26 protein-coding genes and 2 tRNA genes are annotated in these 24536 nt (G+C 34.9%); 17 read left to right on the top strand and 11 right to left on the bottom strand.

Annotation, left to right across the window (positions count from 1 at the left end; translation table 11 throughout):
• Nucleotides 1-7 precede the first annotated feature (7 nt).
• Genes AABJ51_RS03885 through AABJ51_RS03860 form a run of 6 tightly spaced genes read right to left on the bottom strand, consistent with a single transcriptional unit; the run spans nt 8 to nt 6339 of the window.
• Nucleotides 8-1054 carry a glycosyltransferase family 4 protein gene (locus AABJ51_RS03885; protein WP_338374470.1) on the bottom strand — a complete coding sequence of 349 codons (1047 nt, stop codon included), beginning with the start codon at nt 1052-1054 and terminating at the stop codon, nt 8-10.
• 4 nt (nt 1055-1058) lie between these two features.
• Nucleotides 1059-1904, bottom strand: coding sequence for a hypothetical protein (locus AABJ51_RS03880; protein ID WP_338374468.1), 846 nt, complete (start codon nt 1902-1904; stop codon nt 1059-1061).
• A complete protein-coding gene (locus tag AABJ51_RS03875) occupies nt 1904-2947 on the bottom strand; it encodes a glycosyltransferase family 4 protein (RefSeq protein ID WP_338374467.1) in 1044 nt (347 codons plus the stop codon). The genes AABJ51_RS03880 and AABJ51_RS03875 overlap by 1 nt, the downstream gene beginning before the upstream one ends.
• Nucleotides 2910-4187 carry a hypothetical protein gene (locus AABJ51_RS03870; RefSeq protein ID WP_338374466.1) on the bottom strand — a complete coding sequence of 426 codons (1278 nt, stop codon included), beginning with the start codon at nt 4185-4187 and terminating at the stop codon, nt 2910-2912. Before AABJ51_RS03870 ends, AABJ51_RS03875 begins: the two co-directional genes overlap by 38 nt.
• 6 nt (nt 4188-4193) lie before the next feature.
• The gene (locus AABJ51_RS03865) at nt 4194-5255 is read right to left on the bottom strand and encodes a glycosyltransferase family 2 protein (RefSeq protein WP_338374465.1); all 1062 of its coding nucleotides are present in this window, start codon (nt 5253-5255) and stop codon (nt 4194-4196) included.
• 7 nt (nt 5256-5262) lie between these two features.
• Entirely contained in the window at nt 5263-6339 is a 1077-nt protein-coding gene (locus AABJ51_RS03860; protein ID WP_338374464.1) for a glycosyltransferase, read from the bottom strand.
• Between the two features lie 191 nt (nt 6340-6530).
• On the opposite strand from AABJ51_RS03860, the gene AABJ51_RS03855 reads away from it, so the two are divergent.
• From AABJ51_RS03855 to AABJ51_RS03835, 5 genes are all read left to right on the top strand, one after another.
• Nucleotides 6531-7901: a sugar transferase gene (locus AABJ51_RS03855; protein ID WP_338374463.1), complete on the top strand. Its 1371-nt coding sequence runs from the start codon at nt 6531-6533 to the stop codon at nt 7899-7901.
• 165 nt (nt 7902-8066) lie between these two features.
• Nucleotides 8067-8594, top strand: a complete 528-nt coding sequence (locus AABJ51_RS03850) for a nitroreductase family protein (protein WP_026625159.1) — start codon at nt 8067-8069, stop codon at nt 8592-8594.
• A gap of 127 nt (nt 8595-8721) precedes the next feature.
• Nucleotides 8722-9045: a LiaF transmembrane domain-containing protein gene (locus AABJ51_RS03845; RefSeq protein ID WP_026625158.1), complete on the top strand. Its 324-nt coding sequence runs from the start codon at nt 8722-8724 to the stop codon at nt 9043-9045.
• A gap of 9 nt (nt 9046-9054) precedes the next feature.
• Nucleotides 9055-9825 carry a Rossmann-like and DUF2520 domain-containing protein gene (locus tag AABJ51_RS03840; RefSeq protein WP_338374462.1) on the top strand — a complete coding sequence of 257 codons (771 nt, stop codon included), beginning with the start codon at nt 9055-9057 and terminating at the stop codon, nt 9823-9825.
• Nucleotides 9822-10343, top strand: coding sequence for a KdsC family phosphatase (locus tag AABJ51_RS03835; protein WP_338374461.1), 522 nt, complete (start codon nt 9822-9824; stop codon nt 10341-10343). Before AABJ51_RS03840 ends, AABJ51_RS03835 begins: the two co-directional genes overlap by 4 nt.
• 4 nt (nt 10344-10347) lie before the next feature.
• Here AABJ51_RS03835 and AABJ51_RS03830 read toward each other — a convergent pair whose 3' ends face one another.
• The 3 genes from AABJ51_RS03830 to AABJ51_RS03820 all read right to left on the bottom strand — a co-directional run bounded on the left by AABJ51_RS03830 (nt 10348) and on the right by AABJ51_RS03820 (nt 12422).
• Nucleotides 10348-10755 carry a DUF2752 domain-containing protein gene (locus tag AABJ51_RS03830; protein ID WP_338374460.1) on the bottom strand — a complete coding sequence of 136 codons (408 nt, stop codon included), beginning with the start codon at nt 10753-10755 and terminating at the stop codon, nt 10348-10350.
• A gap of 50 nt (nt 10756-10805) precedes the next feature.
• Nucleotides 10806-11180: a CD225/dispanin family protein gene (locus tag AABJ51_RS03825; protein ID WP_026625154.1), complete on the bottom strand. Its 375-nt coding sequence runs from the start codon at nt 11178-11180 to the stop codon at nt 10806-10808.
• Between the two features lie 75 nt (nt 11181-11255).
• Complete coding sequence (locus tag AABJ51_RS03820; RefSeq protein WP_338374459.1) at nt 11256-12422, bottom strand: AIR synthase related protein; 1167 nt, start codon at nt 12420-12422, stop codon at nt 11256-11258.
• Between the two features lie 99 nt (nt 12423-12521).
• Here AABJ51_RS03820 and yiaA point away from each other — a divergent pair, with 99 nt between their 5' ends.
• The 10 genes from yiaA to AABJ51_RS03770 all read left to right on the top strand — a co-directional run bounded on the left by yiaA (nt 12522) and on the right by AABJ51_RS03770 (nt 21887).
• The gene (gene yiaA, locus AABJ51_RS03815) at nt 12522-12944 is read left to right on the top strand and encodes an inner membrane protein YiaA (RefSeq protein ID WP_338374458.1); all 423 of its coding nucleotides are present in this window, start codon (nt 12522-12524) and stop codon (nt 12942-12944) included.
• A gap of 136 nt (nt 12945-13080) precedes the next feature.
• Nucleotides 13081-14007, top strand: coding sequence for a transcription antitermination factor NusB (gene nusB / locus AABJ51_RS03810; RefSeq protein ID WP_338374457.1), 927 nt, complete (start codon nt 13081-13083; stop codon nt 14005-14007).
• A gap of 127 nt (nt 14008-14134) precedes the next feature.
• Complete coding sequence (gene yajC, locus AABJ51_RS03805) at nt 14135-14467, top strand: preprotein translocase subunit YajC (protein ID WP_026625150.1); 333 nt, start codon at nt 14135-14137, stop codon at nt 14465-14467.
• Nucleotides 14468-14585: 118 nt separating this feature from the next.
• Nucleotides 14586-15587: a YbbR-like domain-containing protein gene (locus AABJ51_RS03800; RefSeq protein WP_338374456.1), complete on the top strand. Its 1002-nt coding sequence runs from the start codon at nt 14586-14588 to the stop codon at nt 15585-15587.
• Nucleotides 15580-16170 (top strand): dephospho-CoA kinase, encoded by a 591-nt coding sequence (coaE, locus tag AABJ51_RS03795; RefSeq protein ID WP_338374455.1) that lies wholly within the window; start codon nt 15580-15582, stop codon nt 16168-16170. Before AABJ51_RS03800 ends, coaE begins: the two co-directional genes overlap by 8 nt.
• 70 nt (nt 16171-16240) lie before the next feature.
• On the top strand, nt 16241-16882 hold the full coding sequence (locus AABJ51_RS03790; RefSeq protein WP_134435199.1) for a carbonic anhydrase: 642 nt from the start codon (nt 16241-16243) through the stop codon (nt 16880-16882).
• A gap of 78 nt (nt 16883-16960) precedes the next feature.
• Entirely contained in the window at nt 16961-17803 is an 843-nt protein-coding gene (locus tag AABJ51_RS03785; protein WP_338374454.1) for a metal ABC transporter solute-binding protein, Zn/Mn family, read from the top strand.
• Nucleotides 17804-17870: 67 nt separating this feature from the next.
• Nucleotides 17871-18659 carry a metal ABC transporter ATP-binding protein gene (locus AABJ51_RS03780; RefSeq protein ID WP_026625145.1) on the top strand — a complete coding sequence of 263 codons (789 nt, stop codon included), beginning with the start codon at nt 17871-17873 and terminating at the stop codon, nt 18657-18659.
• A 242-nt stretch (nt 18660-18901) separates the two neighbouring features.
• Nucleotides 18902-19762 (top strand): M48 family metallopeptidase, encoded by an 861-nt coding sequence (locus tag AABJ51_RS03775; protein WP_134435197.1) that lies wholly within the window; start codon nt 18902-18904, stop codon nt 19760-19762.
• A 478-nt stretch (nt 19763-20240) separates the two neighbouring features.
• A complete protein-coding gene (locus tag AABJ51_RS03770; RefSeq protein ID WP_338374453.1) occupies nt 20241-21887 on the top strand; it encodes a diphosphate--fructose-6-phosphate 1-phosphotransferase in 1647 nt (548 codons plus the stop codon).
• 48 nt (nt 21888-21935) lie between these two features.
• Here the strand turns inward: AABJ51_RS03770 and dprA are convergent, their stop codons facing one another.
• Complete coding sequence (gene dprA, locus AABJ51_RS03765) at nt 21936-23054, bottom strand: DNA-processing protein DprA (RefSeq protein ID WP_338374452.1); 1119 nt, start codon at nt 23052-23054, stop codon at nt 21936-21938.
• 90 nt (nt 23055-23144) lie between these two features.
• Between dprA and AABJ51_RS03760 the strand changes: the two genes are divergently transcribed.
• Both AABJ51_RS03760 and AABJ51_RS03755 read left to right on the top strand, forming a co-directional pair.
• Nucleotides 23145-23217 (top strand) — tRNA-Gly (locus tag AABJ51_RS03760).
• A gap of 41 nt (nt 23218-23258) precedes the next feature.
• Nucleotides 23259-23342 (top strand) — tRNA-Leu (locus AABJ51_RS03755).
• Nucleotides 23343-23541: 199 nt separating this feature from the next.
• Here AABJ51_RS03755 and AABJ51_RS03750 read toward each other — a convergent pair.
• Nucleotides 23542-24522 carry a 3-oxoacyl-ACP synthase III family protein gene (locus tag AABJ51_RS03750; RefSeq protein ID WP_338374451.1) on the bottom strand — a complete coding sequence of 327 codons (981 nt, stop codon included), beginning with the start codon at nt 24520-24522 and terminating at the stop codon, nt 23542-23544.
• Nucleotides 24523-24536: the final 14 nt, after the last annotated feature.

Here is a 24536-nt window from a genome sequence, read left to right as displayed (position 1 = left end):
CAACTACTTACTCAAATTTTCTAATTATTTCCATTATCTTTTTTGCAGACTTCTCCCATGAATATTTTTTCACTTGTTGATAGCCCTTATCCTTCAAATTACGGCGTAAATCTGCATTTGAAAGTAATAAATTGATTTTTTGAGTTATATCTGCTGTATCGCAAGGATCAATATATAATACTGCATCCTCGCAAATTTCTTCAATGGCTTCTATTTTCGAAGCTATTACAGGGCATCCACAAACCATCGACTCTAGTGGAGGAATACCAAAACCTTCATAAAGAGATGGATAGACAGAACAAAGAGCATTTCTATACAATTCATTCAACCGGTTGTCATCAACATAGCCCGGCATTACTATATTTTCGTTATGTAAATCATTCAGATCAGGAGTATTAAAAGCCTGAAATTGCATGCCTATAATATAAAGCTTTACTGTTTTATCATCAATGTTATTAAAAGCCTCTATTAATCGCCGAAAATTCTTACGAGGATCAAAAGATGAGACAGAAAGAATATACCTGTCTGTAATATTCTGGTTACTTTCAACAAGATTAAGATGGTAAGTTGGAATACTACAATTCGCGACAAATAACTTTTTATCGGAAAGCCCAAATACATCAATAATCTCTTTCTTTGAATATTCGCTGACCGTTATTATAGCATGTGCTTTACGAACTATACGAGGCATCATGTATCCATAGTACCGCCAATAACTTTTTGCAAACCATTCAGGATGCCTTTCATGTGAAACATCATGAATAGTTATTATCTGATTATTATAAATTAAAGGTCCACATCCTGAAAAGCTTATCAATAAGGGGCTTCCTTGTCTTTTAAGATATCGAGGCAAACTTATCTGCTCCCATAAATGCCCATTTAAAGAACCGCACTCAACTGTTCGAAAAGAGTATTTGTAATCTGGATTTATATTCTTGGGAATGGCTACATAAAAGTCCACACCCAACTGATAGAGTTGGTTGCATATTTCAAAAGCATAACGGTGTATACCAGTTGGCTTTTGCGTCAAAAATCGGCCATTAACAACAAACATATATTTATAATTCTCTATTCAATACTCTGTATTTTTTCCCTTTAAACCAACTCTTTTTAGGGAGTAAAGAGCTGAATAATATCCAAAATCGGATTTTGAATATCTGCCATGTTCTATTTTTAGGCTTTTCATCTGGAAAATAGTCTCTGCCAGATACAATATTCAAATATAATTTTTTTTGTGACATTCCGTTCTTCAGAAACTCTATATGGTGTGTAACCATTTTAGATTGCGGAAATATATAAAATCTTTTGTTCTTATGATCATTTATATAAGGATATTTATACATATAACTAGGTATATGTACAGGCATATTTTCTTTAATAAGAATAAAATTACCTCCATTTTCTTTTAGATAATTAGCAATATAGCATTCCGGATATAAATCTATATCAAATAATCCTTCATGGTCTTGTATATACTTAGATCTGATTATGGCTATATCTACAGCTAAAGAATAATCTTTATCATACCAATCGGCACTAGCCCAGACTACATTCGTATTGCCATCCATTACCGCAATATATTTAGCTATAGTCCGATCGGAATATACCCATGTATCAGCTTCCAGAATGATAGTATATTCACAATCCATAGGAATATGTAAACGCCCTTCCTGTAAAAGTTGAGAACTACCCCTACGATGCCCTGAATTGCTGTTTAATATCACTAAATCATCTATTTGAGAAGCTATATTATCTTTAATAGTATACCCATCAGAATATCCATTGGTTACTACAACTATATAATAATCAAAAGCATTCCATGTATCTTTTATTATCTGCAGGTTATATTTTAAATCTTCAATTCTATCATAGACCCGAAGTAATATAGCTATTTTACGCTTCATCAGTTTAAAAGTCCTTTTACAATTTCATCCATCTTATCAACTGCTATATTCCATGAAAACTGCTGAATATATTCATTCCCCTTTACAGCGATAGATAATCTAAGATCATCATTCGACAGTATAATTTCCAATTTACCCATCAGTTCATTCGTATTTTTAGGTTGATATAACAAAGCCGTATTATTATCAATCCCATATTCAGAATGTCCCTCAATATCCGTTAATACGCAGGCACATCCACAAAACATAGCTTCCATAGGTGTTAGAGCCATTCCTTCTGTCAATGAATTCGCTATAAATATCGAATTTCGATTAAATAAACCGGCAATATCTTCAGGATCACGATAGAATCTTATCCATTCCGGTAATCCCTCAGGTTCGGAACAAATTCCAAATAAATCGACTTGTAATTGCGGATATTTTGTTTTTAAACCATACAGGGCATCTAATCCATATTCTGACCCTTTTATTTCTTGTACAGAATACATCATACAAACTGAATAAGGATTCCGGTCTTTTATAGGATTAGTTATGTGAAATTTATCACTATCAATAGCATTCGGAATAAGATATGTAAGATTGGTCGTATAATTATTTACGATATTCTGTAAATAAGAAGCAACTACAATATTTGTTGTATCTGGCATATTATAAGAAGAATGCAATTCGTCAATATGTCCTATCCAATTTTCATACCCCTGTATCAGATTTATTTTCTTCCCTTTTGACAAATTTAATTTACCCATATCTAAAGAAGTAGACCACCATGTTGCAATAACAACATCTGAATCCATCACTTCTTTATCACAAATAGCATCTACATAAGACATAGTAATGCCATTTCTGAACATAAACCATCTACTTGTTCTAAAGCCTTCTAGATATGTAAGAACTTTACGAATTAAGTAAGGAAGTCTATATTCCATGTATCTGGTTTTGAGAGGGTATGTTACATGCACAGAATACCCCAGGTCATACAACCGATTGGCGTATTCATACATAATCTTAAATCCGCCCATTGGCCGTCTTGCTTTGAACGGCATAATGAAGTTTATTTTTATTAATCTTTCCAAGTCTATATAGTTGTGGTGTATATATATAGTATTTGTAATGCAAAAAATAAAATATAAAGAAATACATAAAAAGATTTAGATCTGATAATCCTTTAACATTCAATGCCATGTTATATGCATATGCTATTAATAATGTAAAAACCCAAGCCTGATCTTTTGTAAAAGACATTTTCATCAGAATAAACTGGTAAAGAAAATATGCTATTGTACCGGGCAATCCAATCCAAAACAATAATCGAGTATAGCCGACATCACTACCCCAGAATTCCATATGCCCCCAACCATATACCCATTGATCGAAAGTATATGGCAATATAAACATATTCTCTAATCCATCAGATGACTGAGTAGAAAACTTTCCGCTCTTTTGATAATTTATAAATCCTTCGAAAGCCCAATCCGAAAACTCCGGAAAGTAAATATAACACAGAGTAGAACCAATCGAAGCTAATAGGGCTCCGACTGCAACAAATTTAAACAATTGTGATCTTGGGGCATTGCCTGTTATTAAAAGTATTACCGCAAGAATAAGACTTGCAAATAAACCGATAGATGTAGTTCGTGCAGATAACAATCCAACATATAATATTATACAATATACGGCAGCTAATAGAGCCAATTGTACTACTCTAAATTTTCCCTTGATAGCAATATAAACAATCAAGATAAGGGCAAATCCACATGATATACCAGCGCCAAAAAAAGCAACACCATAGCCTAACAGTCGTTTTCCTTCAGTATCATCTCGCTTTATCTGATTTACAAAATCAGACATCTGCAATGAATTGAAAAAATTCCGGACTGATTCATTTTGATGCATGGCTATAGAAATAATACACTGAGCTAAAATTGCCCCGATAATATAGTATAAAAAAAGAATAAAACTTCCTCGGGGATGTATAATAAAGAATAAAAACACAACGAGAAAAGAACCAAATAACCATGCTATCTGGCTCTTAGTATAATCGTAAAGGTATGGATCACTATATGAAGTCATATATACAGTAATCCAGGCCATAAGAACAATCGGAAAATAAGCGATAGCTATATTCATAATCTCGGGAAATGGACGACCTTGATATAAATATAAACCGAGTCCTCCGGTCGCAACAGTAAATAGAAATGAATACCCGAAAAAAGATATTGCTTGCGGATATAGTGTATAGAAGACTATTATAAAGAGTATGATTACCCCTAAATATTTTTTCATAAGAACCTATCTGAAAAAGATTTTATATAAAAAGGACTTTTTATACTTCATTCGAAAGATGCACTTTATATATAAAATAAAGATATCCTGATTACTATAATTTTCCCTTATATACAATTTCGATTTTTTACAACACCGAACAGCTTTCATGCCTAACTCAGAGTTAGCACATAAACGTAACCAGTGCAAAGATAATAATCTCTCCAGATATTCAGGTGAACAAAATTTATTTGCATCCGTTTTGCTCTGGATCAAGAGCATCAACTTTTCACATTTATATAAATAATCTACTGAAGAAACGAGTGGTACACATTCTGCAACAGAGGAATATATCTCAAGAAACTCTGGAGTTACGGGTAGTCCCAGTTTCTCGCAATGGATTTTAAATACGGCTTTCTTATTATCCAACTGTTTTTGTTCGTTTACAACCGATACTTGACTGTCATGAACCCTGTAAAATAAAAGAGGGTCTGCCAGATTAGCCAACTTAGTTACATAAACAGCTTTTACCCACAATGCATAATCTTCAACATGTAGGTATTCTTTTTCGAAAGACAATTTTTTTTCAGAAAAAAGAGTTCGACGAATCATTACTGCGGGATGACAGATTCCTGAGCGAAACAGTAAATATGCCCTTAAGTCTTCATTTGTTTCAGGATTATGATATAAATTTTTCTTTTTAACTCCGGTTTTGAATGTATAAAACTGGGTACTGACAATATCATAATCTTTATTCTCTTCCAAAAAAACGACTTGCCTCTCAATACGATCCGGAAATGAAATATCATCCGCATCCATACGGGCAATATACTCACCTGAACATATCTCAACTCCTTTATTCAGAGTATCGATCAACTTCAGATTCGAAGAATTACTGATAACTTTTATCCGACTGTCCCGCAATGCTATATTTTCAAGAATAGATAGAGTATTATCCGTAGAACAATCATTTATTACAATAATCTCGAGATTAGTATATGTCTGTCTCATAATAGAAGTAAGAGCATCTTCTACATACAATTCCACATTATAGCATGGCATCAAAACAGACACTAACGGACTTTTCATATAATGATTAACGTTTTCTCTTTATAACTATTGTGTCATATATATTTTTGTATCCCTCTGTCATTTTATCTATTGTGAAATTCCTCAAATACGAATTTCGGGCATTGGTCTTCATATCCGGATAAACTTCAGGATTGAGAATATAATCAATTTGCCCGGCAAACACTGAAGCCTTGTTCTCTACAGCAAAACCATTACGACCGTCAAGCACCTCCGAAATCCCCCCAACAGCAGAAGCAACAACAGGAACACCAAAAGACAAAGCCTCAAGAAGAGACATCGGGAGCCCTTCATAGTTAGAAGGTAAAACAAATACATCCGCATATCTGAGATAGTTATATGCAAAAGAAGACTCTCCCATACAGAATACATTTGAGGGTAATCCATCCATATTTGTTTTGTTTCCAATCCACACAAAAGCAATATTCTTTTGTATTTCAGCTATTTCTGTAAAAAGATCAAATTTCTTTTGAGCTGAAATACGAGATATACACATTACAATATGAGTATACGATGATTGAGATTTAATGTATTCAAGCTTTTCAATAATAGGATCTTCTTCGTTTATTATCCAATCTTCCCCGCTATGATCTATAACCCCATTATACACTAAGTTTACATTATGTGATATACCTTCTTCATTAAGCCCTTCTATATCGTATTTACTAACGCCTACTATTCTCGCGGCTCTGTTTTTTAATAGTTTCTCTACAAAAAGGAATTTTCTAAAACCTTTTCTTATTGAATCAAATCCATGAACCGTATAAACAATAGTTTTAGGATTGAATACCAGTCGGCCTATAGCTCCCATCTTAGAAGAATGCAGATGAACAACGTCTGGCTTATATTTTAAACGAAGCCTAAATAAACGAACAGCTAAACCAATATCTTTTAATGAGATATGCTTACGATGTTCACTTATCCTTATCAAATTTTCATGATTATCTAAATGAGCCCATGCTTCGCCATTCCCCCCATATACTATATAAACAGTATTTCTATCTTTCAGTTTTTCAACGAGATTTGCGACAACAGTCTGTGCTCCGCCAAACTCGGAAACGGTTATTACTTGAAATATTTTCACATGTTTAATTTATTCTGAATACAATGACAAATGTACTGTTTTTTAACAATAAAACCACGAATCAGAAAATTATTAGCCCTTGTTGGCTTCCAAGTTTTAATTGATACAAGGAGGTATATTTGCAATATATTTTTAAATTTGCATACTAATATTGGATATTTACCCTCTTTCTTATCTTATAACGATTATACATGGACCGATTATTCACGCGCAGGGGATTTAGCTTCTTTATCATGATATTTGATCTGTTGATCATCTATTTCTCAACATACTTGTCTTATCTTTATTTCGAAGACACTCTCGCGGCATATGACGATAATCTTCAGGCTGTCATATCAATGGCTCCTTATATCGGCTTATTTTATTTAATAATCGGACACGTATTTGAATTGGATAAACCCAAAGAGTTTACTCTATTCGGAGTTTCCTATTCTGTTACAGTATCAATTGCTTGTCTCTTTCTTTTGACGATGGCAATGAGCTTCCTTACCCGAAGGCTCGCCTATCCTCGAAGTATATTGATAATGAGTTCTTTTATACAGGTAATTTTATTGTCATTCTGGCATTTATTTATAAATAAACGATACCTGATAGCGAATGTAAAGAAGAAAGTTCTTGTTATAGGTTATCAAAAGGCAAAAAAATTGGCTTTCAAACTTCTCAGTTCGAATGGAATGTGGACGAATGTCAATTTTATATGTACACCAGATTCACCTAATCTGAATAAACACATAGAAGCCTGTGATGTTGCTTTTCTATCTGAAGATGTAGACGAAACGACAAAGCAGAGCATCGCTGAATTTTGTGTTGGCAGAGACAAAGAGTTTTGTTATGAGCCAAAATTTCAGGAAATATTTCTTTTTAATGCAAATTTTGTACAGATAGAAGATACACCAATACTTAAAGTACGACCTTTCGATGTTAATGCCGAAAATAATTTTGTAAAAAGAATATTAGATTTAAGTATTTGCATTATAGGAGCGATTATTCTTCTTATTCCTTTTCTGATCGTTGCGATGTGTTTAAAGATCGGAGGAGGATCAGTATTCTTTAAACAGGAACGGGTTACCCAGTATGGAAGAATCTTCCAGATTTATAAATTCAGGACAATGATTGAAAATGCAGAAGCTGTTTCGGGTCCTGTTTTGGCTCAAGAATCAGACAAACGAATAACAAAACTGGGACATATACTTAGAGCTACCCGCTTAGATGAACTCCCTCAAATATATAATATTCTCATAGGAGATATGAGTATTGTAGGACCACGTCCCGAACGCCCTTTCTTTGTTGAGCAATTTTGTAAGGAAATACCGGAATATAATCTACGCCATAGAGTAAAAGCAGGACTTACTGGTCTCGCTCAGGTACAAGGAAAATACAATACCTCTGTACAAGACAAATTGAAGTACGACCTTCTGTATATCAATGGGTATTCTTTTGCGATGGATGTAAAACTTATCATGCAAACACTGACTGTACTTCTAAAAAAGAGCAGTACTGAAGGTATTAAAGAAGCAATTGAAAACGAAGAGCTTATCAACAGGCTTGCAGAAGAAAACTAAACACCCAATTATATTCGGGTCGAAGAACATACAATTATTTACTAGAATAAAGTAACTTAGTGGATTATCTGTTTTGGGGCTAATTGTAGATAATCACTGCAAATAGTTATCACTCAGCAATATGCCATAAAACCGATAAACTCTAAATTTATACATATAATTTCAATGAACAGTTTTTCCGAATTAATAACAAGACGCAGGAGTATTCGAAAATTCACAGAAGAATTGATCGCTCCGGAACATGTAGAACTAATATTAAAAGCAGGTCTTAAATCTCCATCATCAAAGAATGCAAAACCTTGGCACTTTATAGTTGTTGAAGATAAAGACTTATTAGAAAAACTAAGCCATGTAAAAAAAATGGGTTGTAAATTTCTACCCGAAAGTGCCTTATCTATTGTGGTTGCAGCCGATCCCTTGGTCAGTAATGTATGGATAGAAGATGCCTCAATTGCATCGATTATGATGCAACTACAAGCTGAAGACCTTGGATTGGGTAGTTGCTGGATACAAATCAGAGACAGATATAATGCTGCAGAAGTACCATCGGAAGAATGTATCAAAGACCTTTTGGAGCTTCCTATGCAATTACAAGTTTTATCTATTATAGCAATCGGACATAAAGGACAAGAAAAAGCCCTTATAGATGATGATAAACTTGAATGGGAAAAAGTTCATATCGGCAAATTTTAAAGTCTCAGACTTTTTATTGGCTTTGCAAAAGGCTGAAATACATCATTAATACTTTCTGTTATTCAAAATCAGATATTAAGGCTAAAGATCTGCCAATATATTTTCATCAAAAAATAAATTAAGCCATATGGCAAAAATATCCAATAACAGGCTTCCATTCGGACTGATATTACTATTAGTCGGAATTATCTATCTGCTGAGTAAAACTGGAATACTTGAAAATATACCATACATCAGTAAAATGATGAACATCGGTACTTTTTTTCTGGTGGCAGGGCTAATATTTTTAATAACCAAAACAGAAAAAACAATAGGTATAGTTTTTACAGCAATCGGTGTCATTATTAATTTTGACTTTTTCTTCGGATGGCTGCAAAACTATTCAACATTCATAATTCCTATAGCCTTAATTGGTATCGGTTTAGCGATGGTATTGACCTCAAAGAAATAAATTTCCAACATGAATATCGTATTTATAGGAGCAGGACGCTTAGCTACTAACCTTGCTCTGGCACTGCATGGTAAATCTTTTAATATCATTCAGGTATATAGCAGAACAATAGAGTCTGCAGCATTTCTTGCCGGTAAAGTAGACGCTATCGCAATAACCAATTTATCGGAAATCTCTCCTAATGCCGATTTATACATCTTTTCGGTAAAAGATTCGGTCTTAACTGATTTATTAAATAATCTACCTCCGAATAAAGGATTATGGGTGCATACCGCAGGAAGCCTGCCTTTAGAAATATTCGATAAGTACAACCCAAGGTTTGGAGTTTTATATCCTTTTCAAACTTTCAATAAAGACCGACTGGTCGATTTTCGAGAAATTCCACTATTTATAGAAACTAATATCAAAGAAGACCTCTCGATATTACAAGACATATGCTGTAAAATATCAAATCAGGTATACAGCCTCTCATCCGATAAACGTCAATACCTCCATCTTACCGGAGTATTTGCGTGTAACTTTGTAAATCAGATGTATGCGATATCCGAAAATATACTAAAAAAAGAAGGTATTCCTTTTGATGTGGTTCTACCTTTAATTGATGAGACTGCAGCTAAAGTCCACCAAATATCTCCAAAGGATGCCCAAACAGGACCTGCCGTAAGATATGATACGAATGTTATAGATAAACATCTCACCTTACTGGAAGACAAACGTTTAAAAAATATTTATAAATCGATAAGTGAATATATTCACGAAACAAATAAAAAAAATCAATGAGTACGATTAATTACGATCTAACAAAAATAAAATCATTTATATTTGATGTGGACGGTGTGCTATCTCCGGACTGTATTCCTTTATCCATAGAAGGAGTTCCTATGCGCATGGTCAATATCAAAGACGGATATGCCTTGAATCTGGCCTGTAAATCAGGCTATGGTCTTGCGATCATAACAGGCGGAGACACAGATGCAGTAAGGCAGCGTTTTGCCCGGTTAGGAATAGAGCACATATACATGAGATCCTCAATCAAAATAAACGACTTGAACGATTACATAGCGAAAACAGGTTATAAACCTGAAGAAATTTTGTATTCGGGTGATGATCTGCCCGATTTTCATGTAATGCAAACAGTTGGTTTGCCTGTTGCTCCTGCTGATGCAGCACCCGAAATAAAAGGTATTGCCAAATATATTTCTCACAAAAAGGGAGGAGAAGGTGTTGCCCGTGATGTAATTGAACAAGTAATGAAAGCACAGGGAACATGGATGAATGACAAAGCTTTCGGCTGGTAACCTGTTAATAAGGTATCAGATATGTAAATGGACTAAAAGGAATATTCCTCAATATAAAATATACAAATAGTATTAATAGAAATACAATAGCGAAGTTTTTAGAAAAAAGGAAACCCTTTGCATTATACTTCCCTTTCATCAAGTATACACGCACCATAATGTAATACAGATAAAGAAAAAAAGGAATGCTCACGATAAATAACGCATTATAACGCAAAGACTTAGTCATTTCTCCATGCAGCAGATAATGAAATGCTCTCTGCCCACCACATCCAGGGCAATATAATCCTGTTACATGGTACAAACTGCATTGAACACTCCAAGCACTGTTCGACTCTTCATAATTATAATACATGAAGAGAACTAATGCCAGAATTACAATTGAGATCACTATTATTATATACTTTTTCATAAAGATAAAGGGCAGCTGATCAAGCTGCCCTTCTACAATTATAATACTGCCTATCTGGCATATTGATCTAATATTTCCTGATATGCTTCAAGCATAGCGACACCACTGCCTGTAGCAAACATTATTATAGTATATATCAGATTCAAAGCTCCTAGTACGATAGCTATTAAAGATAAAATTTTAGTATTTCGAGAGCTTTGTTCTGCACCGAAATAATCTTTATAACCATACTTCGAATCTACTTGTGTTGAAAACACAATAGCAATTATACCCAATATTAATCCTATGCAACAAGGGCTGCAGAGACCAACAACTGTTCCAATAATAGCAAGAGGTAAATAATTATTGGGTTTGGGCGGTAAATTTTGTCCCTCAGGATTATCGAATCCAAAATTTGTGTTTTGTGTAAATGATTTATTTTCCATAGACAATACAAATGAAAGTATTTAACATTATATTATTTCAAAGTAACAGTATGATGTCGAAATTTACGCCTCTTCCTAATAATCAAAAGTACCAAATTCGCTTCTGATGGTGAGCTTGGCTTTGTCAGCCTTCTCTACCCTACCTATTATTTGAGCATCAATACCAAAGGATTTAGATATATCTATTATTGATTGTGCATGTTCAGAATCAAGATAAATCTCCATCCTGTGTCCCATATTAAATACTTTATACATTTCTTTCCAATCTGTACCTGATTGTTCCTGTATCAATTTAAACAAAGGAGGTACAGCAAACATATTATCTTTAATAACATGTACTTTATCGACAAAGTGCAGCACTTTAGTCTGAGCTCCCCCCGAACAATGCACCATACCATGTATCTGAGATCTCAATTGATCTAATATTTCTTTAATTACAGGAGCATATGTACGGGTTGGCGAAAGAACCAGCTTACCAGCATCAATATCAACTCCTTCCACATTGTCCGTCAGAGATTTCCCCCCCGAATATATTAATTCAGAAGGAATAGAAGCATCATAGCTTTCTGGATATTTTTTTGCCAGATAATTAGCAAAAACATCGTGGCGAGCCGAAGTCAAACCATTACTGCCCATTCCTCCATTGTACTGTTTTTCATAAGTAGCTTGTCCCGAAGATGATAATCCTACGATAACATCTCCCGGTCGGATATTATCATTTGAGATAACATCAGCCCTTTTCATTCTGCAGGTAACAGTACTATCAACAATTATAGTACGAACCAGATCACCTACATCAGCTGTTTCCCCTCCGGTTGGATATATATTTACCCCTAAGTCAGATAATTCAGCACACAATTCATTAGTTGCATTGATAATCGCTGAAATAACTTCTCCTGAAACCAAATGTTTATTACGCCCGATAGTAGAGGATAAGAGTATATTATCTGTAGCTCCTACACAAAGAAGATCATCAATATTCATGATCAACGCATCCTGAGCAATACCTTTCCACACAGACAAGTCTCCTGTTTCTTTCCAATAGATATATGCCAGAGAAGACTTTGTCCCGGCTCCATCTGCATGCATAATATTACAATATGCAGGATCTCCTCCCAGCACATCAGGTATTATTTTACAAAAAGCTTTGGGGTATAAGCCTTTATCAATATCTTTTATCGCATTATGCACATCTTCTTTAGATGCCGACACTCCTCTCTGATTGTATCTCTGATCGCTCATTATGTTATTGTATATAAGATAGTCTTAGACATGTTTCGTACAAAAGTAACAAAAATTAATATATCTTTGACCCGTATTTTAATCACAACACTCGAATTTATGAAAAAAGAAAAAACATCACTCGCCTTTGGTTTCGCCTCATGGGCTGCGCTCTTTTTAGGTATGGCCGGATTTTTGGTTGGATTATGGAGAGCTGAGATGCTATTAAGTGAAAAAGGCTATTACTTTACGATCTTGTTATATGGATTATTTTCAGCGGTAGCAGTTCAAAAAAGTGTACGGGACCGCATCGATGGAATTCCAGTCAGCGATATATTTTATGGCATCAGTTGGGCGTCAATAGTTATTTCTATAGTACTATTAGCTATTGGACTTATTAATGCTGAAATTTTACCAAGCGAAAAAGGATTTTACGCTTTTGGTTTTATTTTAGCTCTATTTGGAGCCATATCGGTACAAAAAAATAACAGAGACAATGCTGATGTTGAAAATAAAAGAGAAACACAGAACAGTGAATCCTAAGGGAATAGGTATATCTGAAAACCATATAAAAAAGGGCTTTGTCAATAAAGTCCTTTTTTCTTATAAAAAAGAGATGTCGTAACTGATCGAAATATAACAAGGAATACTTATCTTTGCAATCCAAATTATTTGATCAATGATTAATCGCGTTCTTATTCGTATTAGAGTTATACAAATTCTGTATTCAACTTACCAGAATGGTAGTGGAGATTTGAAAAAAGCTGAAAACGAACTCATGTTCAGCTTACAAAAATCATACGACCTCTATTATTTTTTACTACTGCTACTTGTTGAAACCACCGATGCTTATGCTAAACGCGTCGAAGCCCGTAAAGCCAAACTACTTCCTACAGACGAAGATCTGAATCCGAACACAAAGCTAATTGACAATCTATTTATAAAACAGCTGAAATCAAATATTCAATTCAACGAATATTTGGAAGAAAGACCCTTATCGTGGGATGAGTATGATAATTATGTAAAAGGATTACTTGAAAACATCCTGAAATCGGACACTTATGCTGAATATTCGCAAAATGTGATCTCTGATTATGAAAGTGATCGTGAATTTTGGCGGAAAATATTCAAGTCGATGGTTTATTGTGATGAGAAATTAGACGATATTCTTGAAGAAGAGAGCGTTTACTGGAACGATGACATTGAAATCGTTCAGTCTTTTGTTCTGAAAACGATCAAAAAATTCGAATATGAAAACGGAGAAAAGCAAGAATTGCTTTCGATGTTCAAAGATGAAGAAGATCGTGTTTTCGCTGTAAAACTTTTACGTGAGTCGATGTTCAATGTGAAAAGCTCACGAGACATGATTAATAAATATGCGAAAAACTGGGAATCGGAACGTATTGCATTTATGGATATGATCATTATGCAGGCTGCTATTACAGAAATACTTTCATTCCCGTCAATACCTATAAATGTGACTATGAATGAGTACATAAATATTGCGAAATCATATAGTACACAGAAGAGTTCTTCGTTTATTAATGGTATTTTGGATGCAATTGTATCGGAGCTAAAAGCAGAAAACAAGTTATTAAAAAAATAGAACAACAAGGAAAGTAAGAAGGTTATATACTTTCATATTTTACAAAATAAAGTATCTTTGTAAAAGAAGTATCAGAATTTAATCTGACTTTTACCTTAGTTTATATAAAATATAAGAAATAAAACTTATGAATTCATTATTCGTATTCTTACAAGCAGCAGGTCCCGGAGGTGGAGCATGGAGTACAATCCTTATGTTTGGATTGATTATTGTTGTATTTTACTTTTTCATGATCCGTCCACAACAAAAGAAACAAAAAGCATTGCAAGAAGCTCGTAGTGCTATGAAAAACGGAGATAAAGTAATTACTGCAGGCGGTATACACGGCCGTATAAAAGAAGTTGGAGAAACTTTCTTTATTGTAGAAATTGCAGATAATGTAAGAATTAAAATAGATAAAGCATCTGTATTCGCAGCAGGCGAAACTCCGGCTGCAACAGAAGTAAAGAAAGATGCATAAACCGTTTCAGGTTAAAGAAAGTGGCGATAATCTGAATTTTCGGCACTATTGTTCTAAGCTTTTTAGGGAATCAACACCCTGATATATTAATGTACAACTTATACAGAAGCATAAGCAAATGAGCAGTGCTAAAGAACAAATATGGAAAGGGGTCAGGATTTTTTTTAAACGAATATCGTGGAAAAAAATTCTGACTTTTTCCTTTTTTACTTTAATAGCTACGATCTTATGGTTCATGCAGATATATAATAAGAACTTCGAGACAACGATTAACATCCCCATCAAGTATATATCTATTCCCGACAGTATTATATTTCAGGATACACTGCCATCAAACATCACTATGCGAATCAAGGATGACGGTTTTGCGATGTTCAGGTATTATTTCAAAAAAAGAGATACTTTGAGGATAGATGTACAATCGATTATCAAAAACGGGAACTCAAAAGTTCTACAAGGCAGCAGTTTTGATCTTTTCATCAGAAAATCGCTGCCAATATCTACGCAAGTACTAGCATATGATCCTATACGCATTTCATTTGTATATGCAGCTCTCGAAAGTAAAAAAATACCGGTAATATTTGACGGACAACTGAACTTATCTCCCGGATATTTTCTAAATAACGATCTGAAAATAACTCCCGATAGTATTACAGCATATGGATCGCAGGCAGATTTGAATAAAATTATGTTTGCGTATACGTCTAATGATACCGTTAGTGGGTTAAGTGCAAATAAGCGGCTTAAATACTCATTAGCAAACAAAGAGCGTATCAAGTTTTCCCCTGCTTATATTTATGTCGATGTACCGATAGAGGCCTATACACAAAAGACTGTAGAGGTCCCGGTAGAATGTCTCAATCTACCTGAAAAACTGACGGTTAAGTTTTTCCCATCAAAGGTTAAACTTACATTTTTTATAGGAGTTTCGGAAGTCGATTCGATCCGTGAAAAAGACTTCTCCGTTGCCATAGATTACAATGGACTGCAAGAATCAAAACAGGCTTCAGTACCTGTACGAATAACATCAAGCCCAGGATTTGTCCGAAACCTCACTATCACACCACCTAATGTTCAATATATTTTCGAATATAAAAACGAAATCATAAACAATGATTAAATTAGGTATCACAGGAGGAATAGGCAGCGGAAAATCTACAGTCAGCGAGATAATAAAATTGTTGGATGTGCCTGTATATATTGCTGATATCGAAAGTAAAAAAATAACAGAATCATCTCCGGTTATCAGAAAAAAATTGATTGAAGCTTTCGGCGAAGATTTGTATGATGGAGAAAAACTAAATAAACCTCTTCTCGCATCGTATATATTCAATGACAAACAAAAACTCACAATAACTAACTCCATAATACATCCTGAAGTAGATAAAGACTTCTGTAGGTGGGTCGAAGACCGAAACAGCATACCTGTAGTTGCAGTAGAAACGGCAATTTTATTTGAATCGGGAATGAACCGTTTTACGAATAAAGTGTTGATGGTATACACCCCTTTGGAAGAAAGGATAAGGCGAACCATGCTTCGTGATAAAACAAGCCGGCAAAAAGTGGAAGAACGAATATCAAGCCAAATGCCAGATGAGAAGAAAGCGGAAATGGCTGATTATATAATATACAACGATGAAAAAAAATCATTAATACAGCAATGTACTGATTTAATAAATAGATTGAGGTCTCAGACCTTGTAACTGCGTTGATAAGCATAAATGCAACAGGCAGTTAAATAAAAAAAATTATCAAATACTAGTTTTACGTACAATGATTGAAGACAATTTATATAATGATATTTTTGAGGCTAATAAACGTTGGGTAGAACAAAAATTAGCCGAAAATCCCGACTTCTTCCACCATCTGGCAGAAGAACAGAATCCTGATTTTCTATATATCGGATGTTCCGACAGTCGGGTACATGCAAACGAGATCATGGGTTTGAAACCCGGTCAGGTTTTTGTCCACCGTAATATAGCCAACATGGTACTGAACACTGATCTGAATGCTTTATCTGTAATAAATTATGCAGTGGAAAATCTAAGGGTAAAATACATTATTGTATGCGGACACTATAACTGTGGCGGCATCAAGGCTGCTATGAATTTTACCGATTCCGGGATTATAAGCCCTTGGTTAAGAAGTATCCGTGATGTATACAGATTGCATGAAAAAGAACTTAGCCAGATACAGGATTTTGAAGAACGCTATCGCCGTTTTGTGGAAATCAACATCTACGAACAATGTATTAATGTAATCAAAATAAGAGAAGTTCGGGAATCATTCGAAAAAACAGGATATCCTCGTATAGTAGGATGGGTTTACGATTTACAGGATGGCTCATTGACAGATATGGATGTTAATTGTGAAAAAGAGTTCGAACGAATACATAACATTTTCCGATTAGGATAAATCAATTTTTTACTGCTTTTGGCATGTACAATAAAGTATAAAGTCAAAGCAAATAATCTAAAGCTATTATTACTTAATATGAAACATCTGCTATTTATATCAATTCTCTGCATATCTGTTTTTCAGGCTTGCACTCCTCCTAAGAAATCTGAAGAGAAAATAGTATCGGTATCAATAGAACCTCAAAAATATTTATTAGATAAGCTGGTTGGCAATAAATATACTGTAAATACTGCGATACCTATAGGCTCTAATCCGGAGACATACGATCCTTCGCCGGCGCAGATGGTAAATATAGGCAAAAGCGAGATCTATTTTAAAGTCGGAAATCTGGGTTTTGAAAATACATGGCTGAAAAACATCAGTATAAATAATCCTCAGATGAGTATAATCGATTGTTCGCTCGGAATCCAGACAATACATGACGATCATGGTCATGCCAACGGAGACCCACATATATGGAGTTCGACACAAACAGCTCTTACTGTAGCGACCAATATGTACAATGCACTCATACAGCATGATACTAAACATAAAGATTATTATCTGGATAATTTCAAAGCTTTAGAAAAATCAATTCTACAAACCGACAGTATAGTAAAGAGCTATGTTGCGGAAGCTCCTACCAAATCTTTTATTATATTTCATCCGGCACTTAGCTATTTTGCAGAACAGTATGGGCTACACCAATACAGTATAGAAGTAGATGGTAAAAACCCTACACCAAGACAGATAGCCGAATTGGTAAAAAAAGCGAAGCAAGAGAATATAAAAGTTATATTCATGCAAGAAGAATATGATATAAAAAATGCTGAACCAATAGCTAAAGAAACAGGAGCCAAAATTGTTATTATAAACCCATTATCGTATAACTGGGATCAAGAGCTAATAAAAATAGCGAAAGCTATTGCCGGCAAATAAGGTCTCAGACTTTTTTAGAACTATTACTTTCAGAATAAGCCCTTGCATATATATATGCTTTACTAAAATGAATAAGATTCTCGAAATAAAAGAAATATCAGTTGGATATGAAGCCAATAAGCCTATATTGAAAAATGTAGATCTTACTGTTTATGAAAACGACTTTTTGGGTATCATTGGTCCGAATGGAGGCGGAAAAACAACCTTACTCAAGACTATTTTAGGTTTAATAAAACCAACCGAGGGTTCTGTAAAATTCTACAAGAATAATATAGAAAGTAAAATTAATCTGGGATATTTACCTCAGATTAATAAAATAGACAGAAATTTTCCTATATCTGTCTTTGATGTAATTCTATCCGGATTAACAGCAAAAAGAAAGCTTTTTTCTTATTATACTGAAGAGCAGAGAAACAAGGCTAGACAAACAGCTGATTTAATGGGGTTAAGCACTTTTCTTGAGAGGCCTATCGGAAATCTTTCGGGTGGACAATTACAACGTACACTTTTAGGTAGAGCAATTGTTGACGACCCTGATTTATTGATACTTGATGAGCCGAGTTCTTATGTCGATAAACGATTCGAAACAGACTTTTACAAAATACTGGAGGAGATCAACAAGAATACAGCCATTATACTGGTTTCGCACGATGTAGGTACCGTCGTTTCTATGGTTAAAAATATAGCTTGCGTTAACGAGGGATTACACTATCATGCAGGGTCAAATATCTCAACAAATTGGCTCGAGCAAACATACACAACCTGTCCGATAGAGATTGTTGGACATGGAGATTTTCCACATCGCGTACTTGAAAAACACGAAGGCTGTAAGTGTTGTAACACAGATGAAGAATAAACATTGAGGGAGATTAACCATTAAACTTTTTTTATTCAATAAGTGTTCAAGTCTTAAGAACTTATAATACCGAAATTAAGGAAACATTTTTTTGTTTACTTACGATTATGTATCAAGTAACTGAAAGTATTTAATGACAGATTTAAAAGCGATAACCTGCTCTTGCTGTTATTCTTGCAAAGTCAACATTTCAAGCAGCGTGAGCAGATGCAAAATTTATTAGAAACATATAGTTATTTAATATGAAATACTACTATTCACTACTAACTTTACTAACGACCGCTATATTGTTATCCTCATGCGGTAGTGTTCCTGTCACCGGACGTAAACAAATGCTGCTTGTATCCGATCAGGAAGTGTTGACACTTAGTCTACAACAATACAATGAATTTATAAAGACCGCACCTAAGTCTACGGATAAAGCTAATACAGCTCTTGTACAAAAAGTAGGTAGAAACATAGCAAACGCCGTTGAAACCTACATGAAAGCCAATGGTATGGAAAGTCTTATATCAAGCTATTCTTGGGAATTCAACCTGGTAAAAAGTGCTGATGTCAACGCCTTTTGTATGCCGGGGGGTAAAATAGTTGTCTATGAAGGCATCTTACCTGTTACTCAAGACGAAACCGGATTGGCTGTTGTACTCGGGCATGAAGTGGCACATGCTGTTGCAAAACATGCGAATGAGCGAATGAGCCAACAAGTAGCTGCACAATACGGTAATGCAGCTCTAGGTGTAGCCTTGGGCGGGGCATCATCTACTGTGCAGACTGTAGCATCTTCGGTATACGGGCTTGGCGCTCAGTATGGAGTAATGCTCCCCTACTCCCGCAAACAGGAATTAGAAGCAGATAAGCTTGGGCTAATCTTTATGGCAATGGCAGGGTATAATCCTCAGTTAGCTGAAAGCTTTTGGGTAAGAATGTCTCAAAAAACCGGAGGTCAAAGTGTTGCCGAATTTCAGAGCACCCACCCATCAGACGAAACGCGAATCAAAAAAATAAAAGAAGAATTGCCTGAAGCAATGCAATATTATAAAGGTGGAACTACGAAGAATACATCAAATTCGAATGCAAAAACATCCGAACAATGGAAATTCTAATACTCTGGCTTCACTCTAAAAAAACTTCCGGTTAATATACATAACCGGAAGTTTTTTTGTTATTTTATCTATAAGTAAAACAGGATAATTAAGGGAAGCGACCTGAAAATACAATATTTATGTAACCTTTGTTACCTTTTTCATTCTATTGAAAATGAGTTTATATAAGAAGGTCTATAATCATAAAAATATACATCGGAAAAATTACAAATTTTGTGTATACTTTGTTACCTTTTATAATATTAAACATTGACAATCCAAGAATCACAATATATTTAAAAGTAACAGAAAAGCAGACTGTATTCAATAATAATTGTTAGCTATTTAGTGATAATCGTTCACAGGTAACCAATTTAGTTTGTAACCTTTTTATTATTCAAAAAAAATAACGAAATTTGTAAAGCATGAGTCTATATAAAGATTCCCTAAATAGCAACATCATCAGATAATTAATTAAAATAATCAAACAAGTAATCAAATGACAAAAAGCGCATTACAAGTAGCCAGAGCTGCTTATAAGCCCAAAATGCCTAAAGCATTGTATGGTTCAGTGAGAGTAGAAGAAGGTGCAGCAACACAATCTGTTGCAGATCAGGATGAAGTAAAAAAACTTTTTCCTAACACCTACGGAATGCCTATTCTAAAATTCGTTGAATCAGCTGAAAAAGCTAATTTTCCAGCTATGAATGTTGGTGTTATTCTATCTGGAGGACAGGCTCCGGGTGGACACAATGTTATTGCTGGTATTTTTGATGGAATTAAAAGTCTAAATAAAGATAGCAAAGTATACGGATTCCTAATGGGACCGGGAGGATTGGTAGATCATAAATATCAGGAGTTAACCTCTGAAATTATTGATGAATACCGTAACACAGGTGGTTTTGATATTATCGGATCTGGTCGTACCAAACTTGAAACTAAAGAACAATTTGACAAAGGTCTTGAAATATTAAAAAAATTAGACATCAAAGCACTTGTTATTATCGGGGGTGATGACTCTAATACAAATGCCTGTGTACTAGCTGAATATTACGCAGCTATTAATGCAGGAGTACAAGTCGTTGGTTGTCCTAAAACAATCGATGGTGACTTGAAAAACGAAATGATCGAAACTTCTTTTGGGTTCGATACTGCATGTAAAGTTTATTCGGAAGTTATTGGAAACATCGAAAGAGACTGCAACTCTGCCCGTAAATACTGGCACTTCATCAAACTAATGGGTCGTTCAGCTTCTCATATCGCTTTAGAATGTGCGCTTCAGACCCAACCAAACTTCTGCATTATTTCAGAAGAAGTAGAAGCTAAAAACCAATCTTTGGATGATATTGTAACTGAAATAGCTACAGCTGTTGCAAACCGTGCTGCTAATGGAAATAACTTCGGTACAGTTCTTATTCCAGAAGGCCTTATTGAATTTATCCCTGCAATGAAGGCTCTTATTGCAGAATTGAATGACTTCCTTGCTCATCATCAGGATGAATTCAACGCCGTTGCAAAAGACGAAAAACGTCAATATATTATCAAAAACCTATCTGCAGTCAATGCTGCTATATACGAAAGCTTACCGGAAGGTGTTGCCCGTCAGTTGACTTTAGATCGTGACCCTCATGGTAATGTTCAGGTTTCTTTGATCGAAACAGAAAAGCTATTGGCTGAAATGGTTGGAAACAAACTTGCAGAATGGAAAAAAGCCGGAAAATATTCAGGTAAATTCGCTTCTCAGGTTCACTTCTTCGGATATGAAGGACGTTGTGCTGCTCCTTCTAATTATGATGCCGATTATTGTTATTCTTTGGGATATACAGCTTCTGCTATTATTGCTGCAGGTAAAACTGGATATATGTCATCTGTACGCAATACAACAGCTCCCGCTGATCAATGGATTGCCGGAGGTGTGCCTGTTACAATGATGATGAATATGGAACGCCGTCATGGAGAGATGAAACCGGTTATCCAAAAAGCATTAGTTAAATTAGATGGTGCTCCATTTAAATTTTTCGCTGCAAACCGCGAGAAATGGGCTGTGGGTACTGAATATGTATATCCGGGACCAATTCAATATTTTGGACCAACAGAAGTATGTGATCAACCAACGATAACTCTAAAATTAGAGCAAGGTAAATAAAATATACTTTATAGAAACGCCGAAGGTTCTTCAATCTTCGGCGTTCTATTATTTATATACCAGTTCATAATTATTTCCAGGTAAGGTACGTATTATACCCTTCATTTCCATCATCAACAATAATGGAAGTAAAGAAGTCAGAGGCATATTGCTTTGCATTGATAAGGCATTGATGTGCAAAGAATCATTCTCAAGTAACAAGTCGTAAACCGCCTGCTGATCAGGAGATAAATCAAGAAATAACTCTTGTTGACGAGGTTGAACTTTATTCTTAACATCCCATTGCATATATTGGATAAACTGTTCGGCAGACAGTAGCATAACCGCTTTATTCTGTTCAATCAGCATATTACACCCTCCTGATTCTTTATCAGTAATCCGCCCGGGAAGAGCGAATACATCTCTGTCATAAGAGCACGCTAAATCAGCTGTAATAAGCGATCCTCCTTTCATATCAGATTGTACAACAACAGTAGCATCAGCTAATCCTGCAACAATCCGGTTTCGTTTGACAAAGTTATACTTGTCAGGTTCTGTCATACTCACAAACTCGGTAAGCAATCCTCCATTGTCTAACATATTTATTGCAATCTGACGATGAACTGACGGATAAATACGATCTAAACCATGTGCCAAAACACCAACAGTAGGAAGTCCAACCCTGATTGCAGATTTATGACTCTGAATATCTATTCCATAAGCCAGTCCACTGACAATTAATGCATCAGGAAAAGAAGACGCTATATCTTCGAGAAACCGATCACAGAAATCATTGCCATAGCCATTTGATTTACGGGTTCCAACAATACTGATCACTTTAGCATTATCCAGATTTGTATTCCCTTTGTAATAGAATAAAATAGGTGCATCTATGCATTCTTTCAATCTATATGGATAATTCTGATCTTTATAAAAGAATGTTCGGATATTATTCTTTGTTATAAAGTCGAGTTCTTTCTCTGCTTTTCGCAAGACCTCCGGATTTAAGATTTCATTCGCTAAATGTGTGGAAAAATTGGGAATTGACATTAACTCTTTTCTAGAAGACTTAAATATGCGCTCTTCATCTCCGATTTCATCTAACAAATTGCGGGCTAATACATCACCAACTCCGTTTATTTGAGTAAGTGCTATCTGATAGAATAGCTTTGTTGTGTTGTTGTTCATTGCTCGTATTTATATCATCAAAGATATTGAAATCTTTTGGATAAAAATTTGTGTATAATAAAAAATGACTTTATATTTGCACCCGTAATCGCGAAAGTAGCTCAGTTGGTAGAGCACGACCTTGCCAAGGTCGGGGTCGCGGGTTCGAATCCCGTCTTTCGCTCAAATGTGGCAATGGTCACATTTTTTTTTCTAAATACACCTGCACACGTGGTGGAATTGGTAGACATGCTACTTTGAGGGGGTAGTGCTCGCAAGGGCGTAGGGGTTCAAATCCCCTCGTGTGTACAAAGGCTTTCAATATCTTGAAAGCCTTTTGTTATTTTAGAGAAATACCTATTTAATGGTATTTTCCAGTGTTTTCAATAATTTATCTTTGTAACATATTTTTCATGGTATTAGATTTAAGGTTATGAAGATGGTTGTCGTGATGACAACCTTTTTTATTCCCATATTGTATTATTTATACCATTTAAAGACAAGATTGCTAAAAACGCCAAATCATCATTCCAGCCTGATAACCGGCCCCCAATGTCCAAATTAGCAAATAATCTCCTGTATTCAACTCTCCTCCTTTTCGTAAATACTCATGTAATGCAAGAAAAGGACTTGAGGCTCCTGTATAACCAATATCAAAACAAACCAAAGGTATTTTGTCATCTGGAATTTCAAAATGCTCTTGTATCAACCGTATATTATGATAAGAAAATTGAGAGAATAAAAACAGAGAGATGTCACTAAAAGACAGTCCATTTTCTTCAAGAAAACCCAAAAGTTCATTTCTCATAAAATTGACACTCCCCCTCCCATCAAACCGATCCCAATAAAGCTTGGGAGTTGCCGATTCGGTTTTACTGAATCCATGTTCAGGGAAACGAATCGTTTGACTAAATGAAGGATCGGAATAATAACGGCTGTCAATATAACCTTCATTATTTATACTATTTCCAATAATCATAGCAAAAGCTGAGTCAGTAAAACTAAATGCTGTCACCGGATTATCAAGATCTTCGACTCGTGAAAAATGTTCAGCACTAACTATGAGTGCCTTTTTCGCACCACGTGTTAACTTTAGATATTTACTGGCATGATCTAAAGCTATAAAAGCACCGATACAACTTGCATTAAGGTCAAAACATTGAGTATAAGGATTGGATCCAATCGCTTTATGCAGAAATAAAGCACCACAAGGAACCAACTGTTCAGGAAAACTGGTTACAAATATAACCAGATCAATATCGTTCACATCAATGGCTGACTCCTCGATAGCTCCTCTAGCAGCCTTTACAGCCATAGATATCACTGTTTCCTTTTGCCCATTAGCAGAATCAATGATATAACGTTTTTTCCGCCCTAACGATGCCTGAATTTTGCAGATAGGAATATTTTGGGCTTCAAAATATTTTATCGTTTCATCATTCTCCAATTCCAATGAAGAATTATAAAAAAATGTAGATTCAAGTATCATTTTACTAATTATTT

The sequence above is a fragment of the Indolivaga capnocytophagoides genome, assembly GCF_036511535.1.
Lineage (GTDB): Bacteria > Bacteroidota > Bacteroidia > Bacteroidales > Dysgonomonadaceae > Dysgonomonas_A > Dysgonomonas_A capnocytophagoides.
Note: the sequence above shows the minus strand (reverse complement) of the source record. Positions and strands in the feature narration are given on the sequence as shown.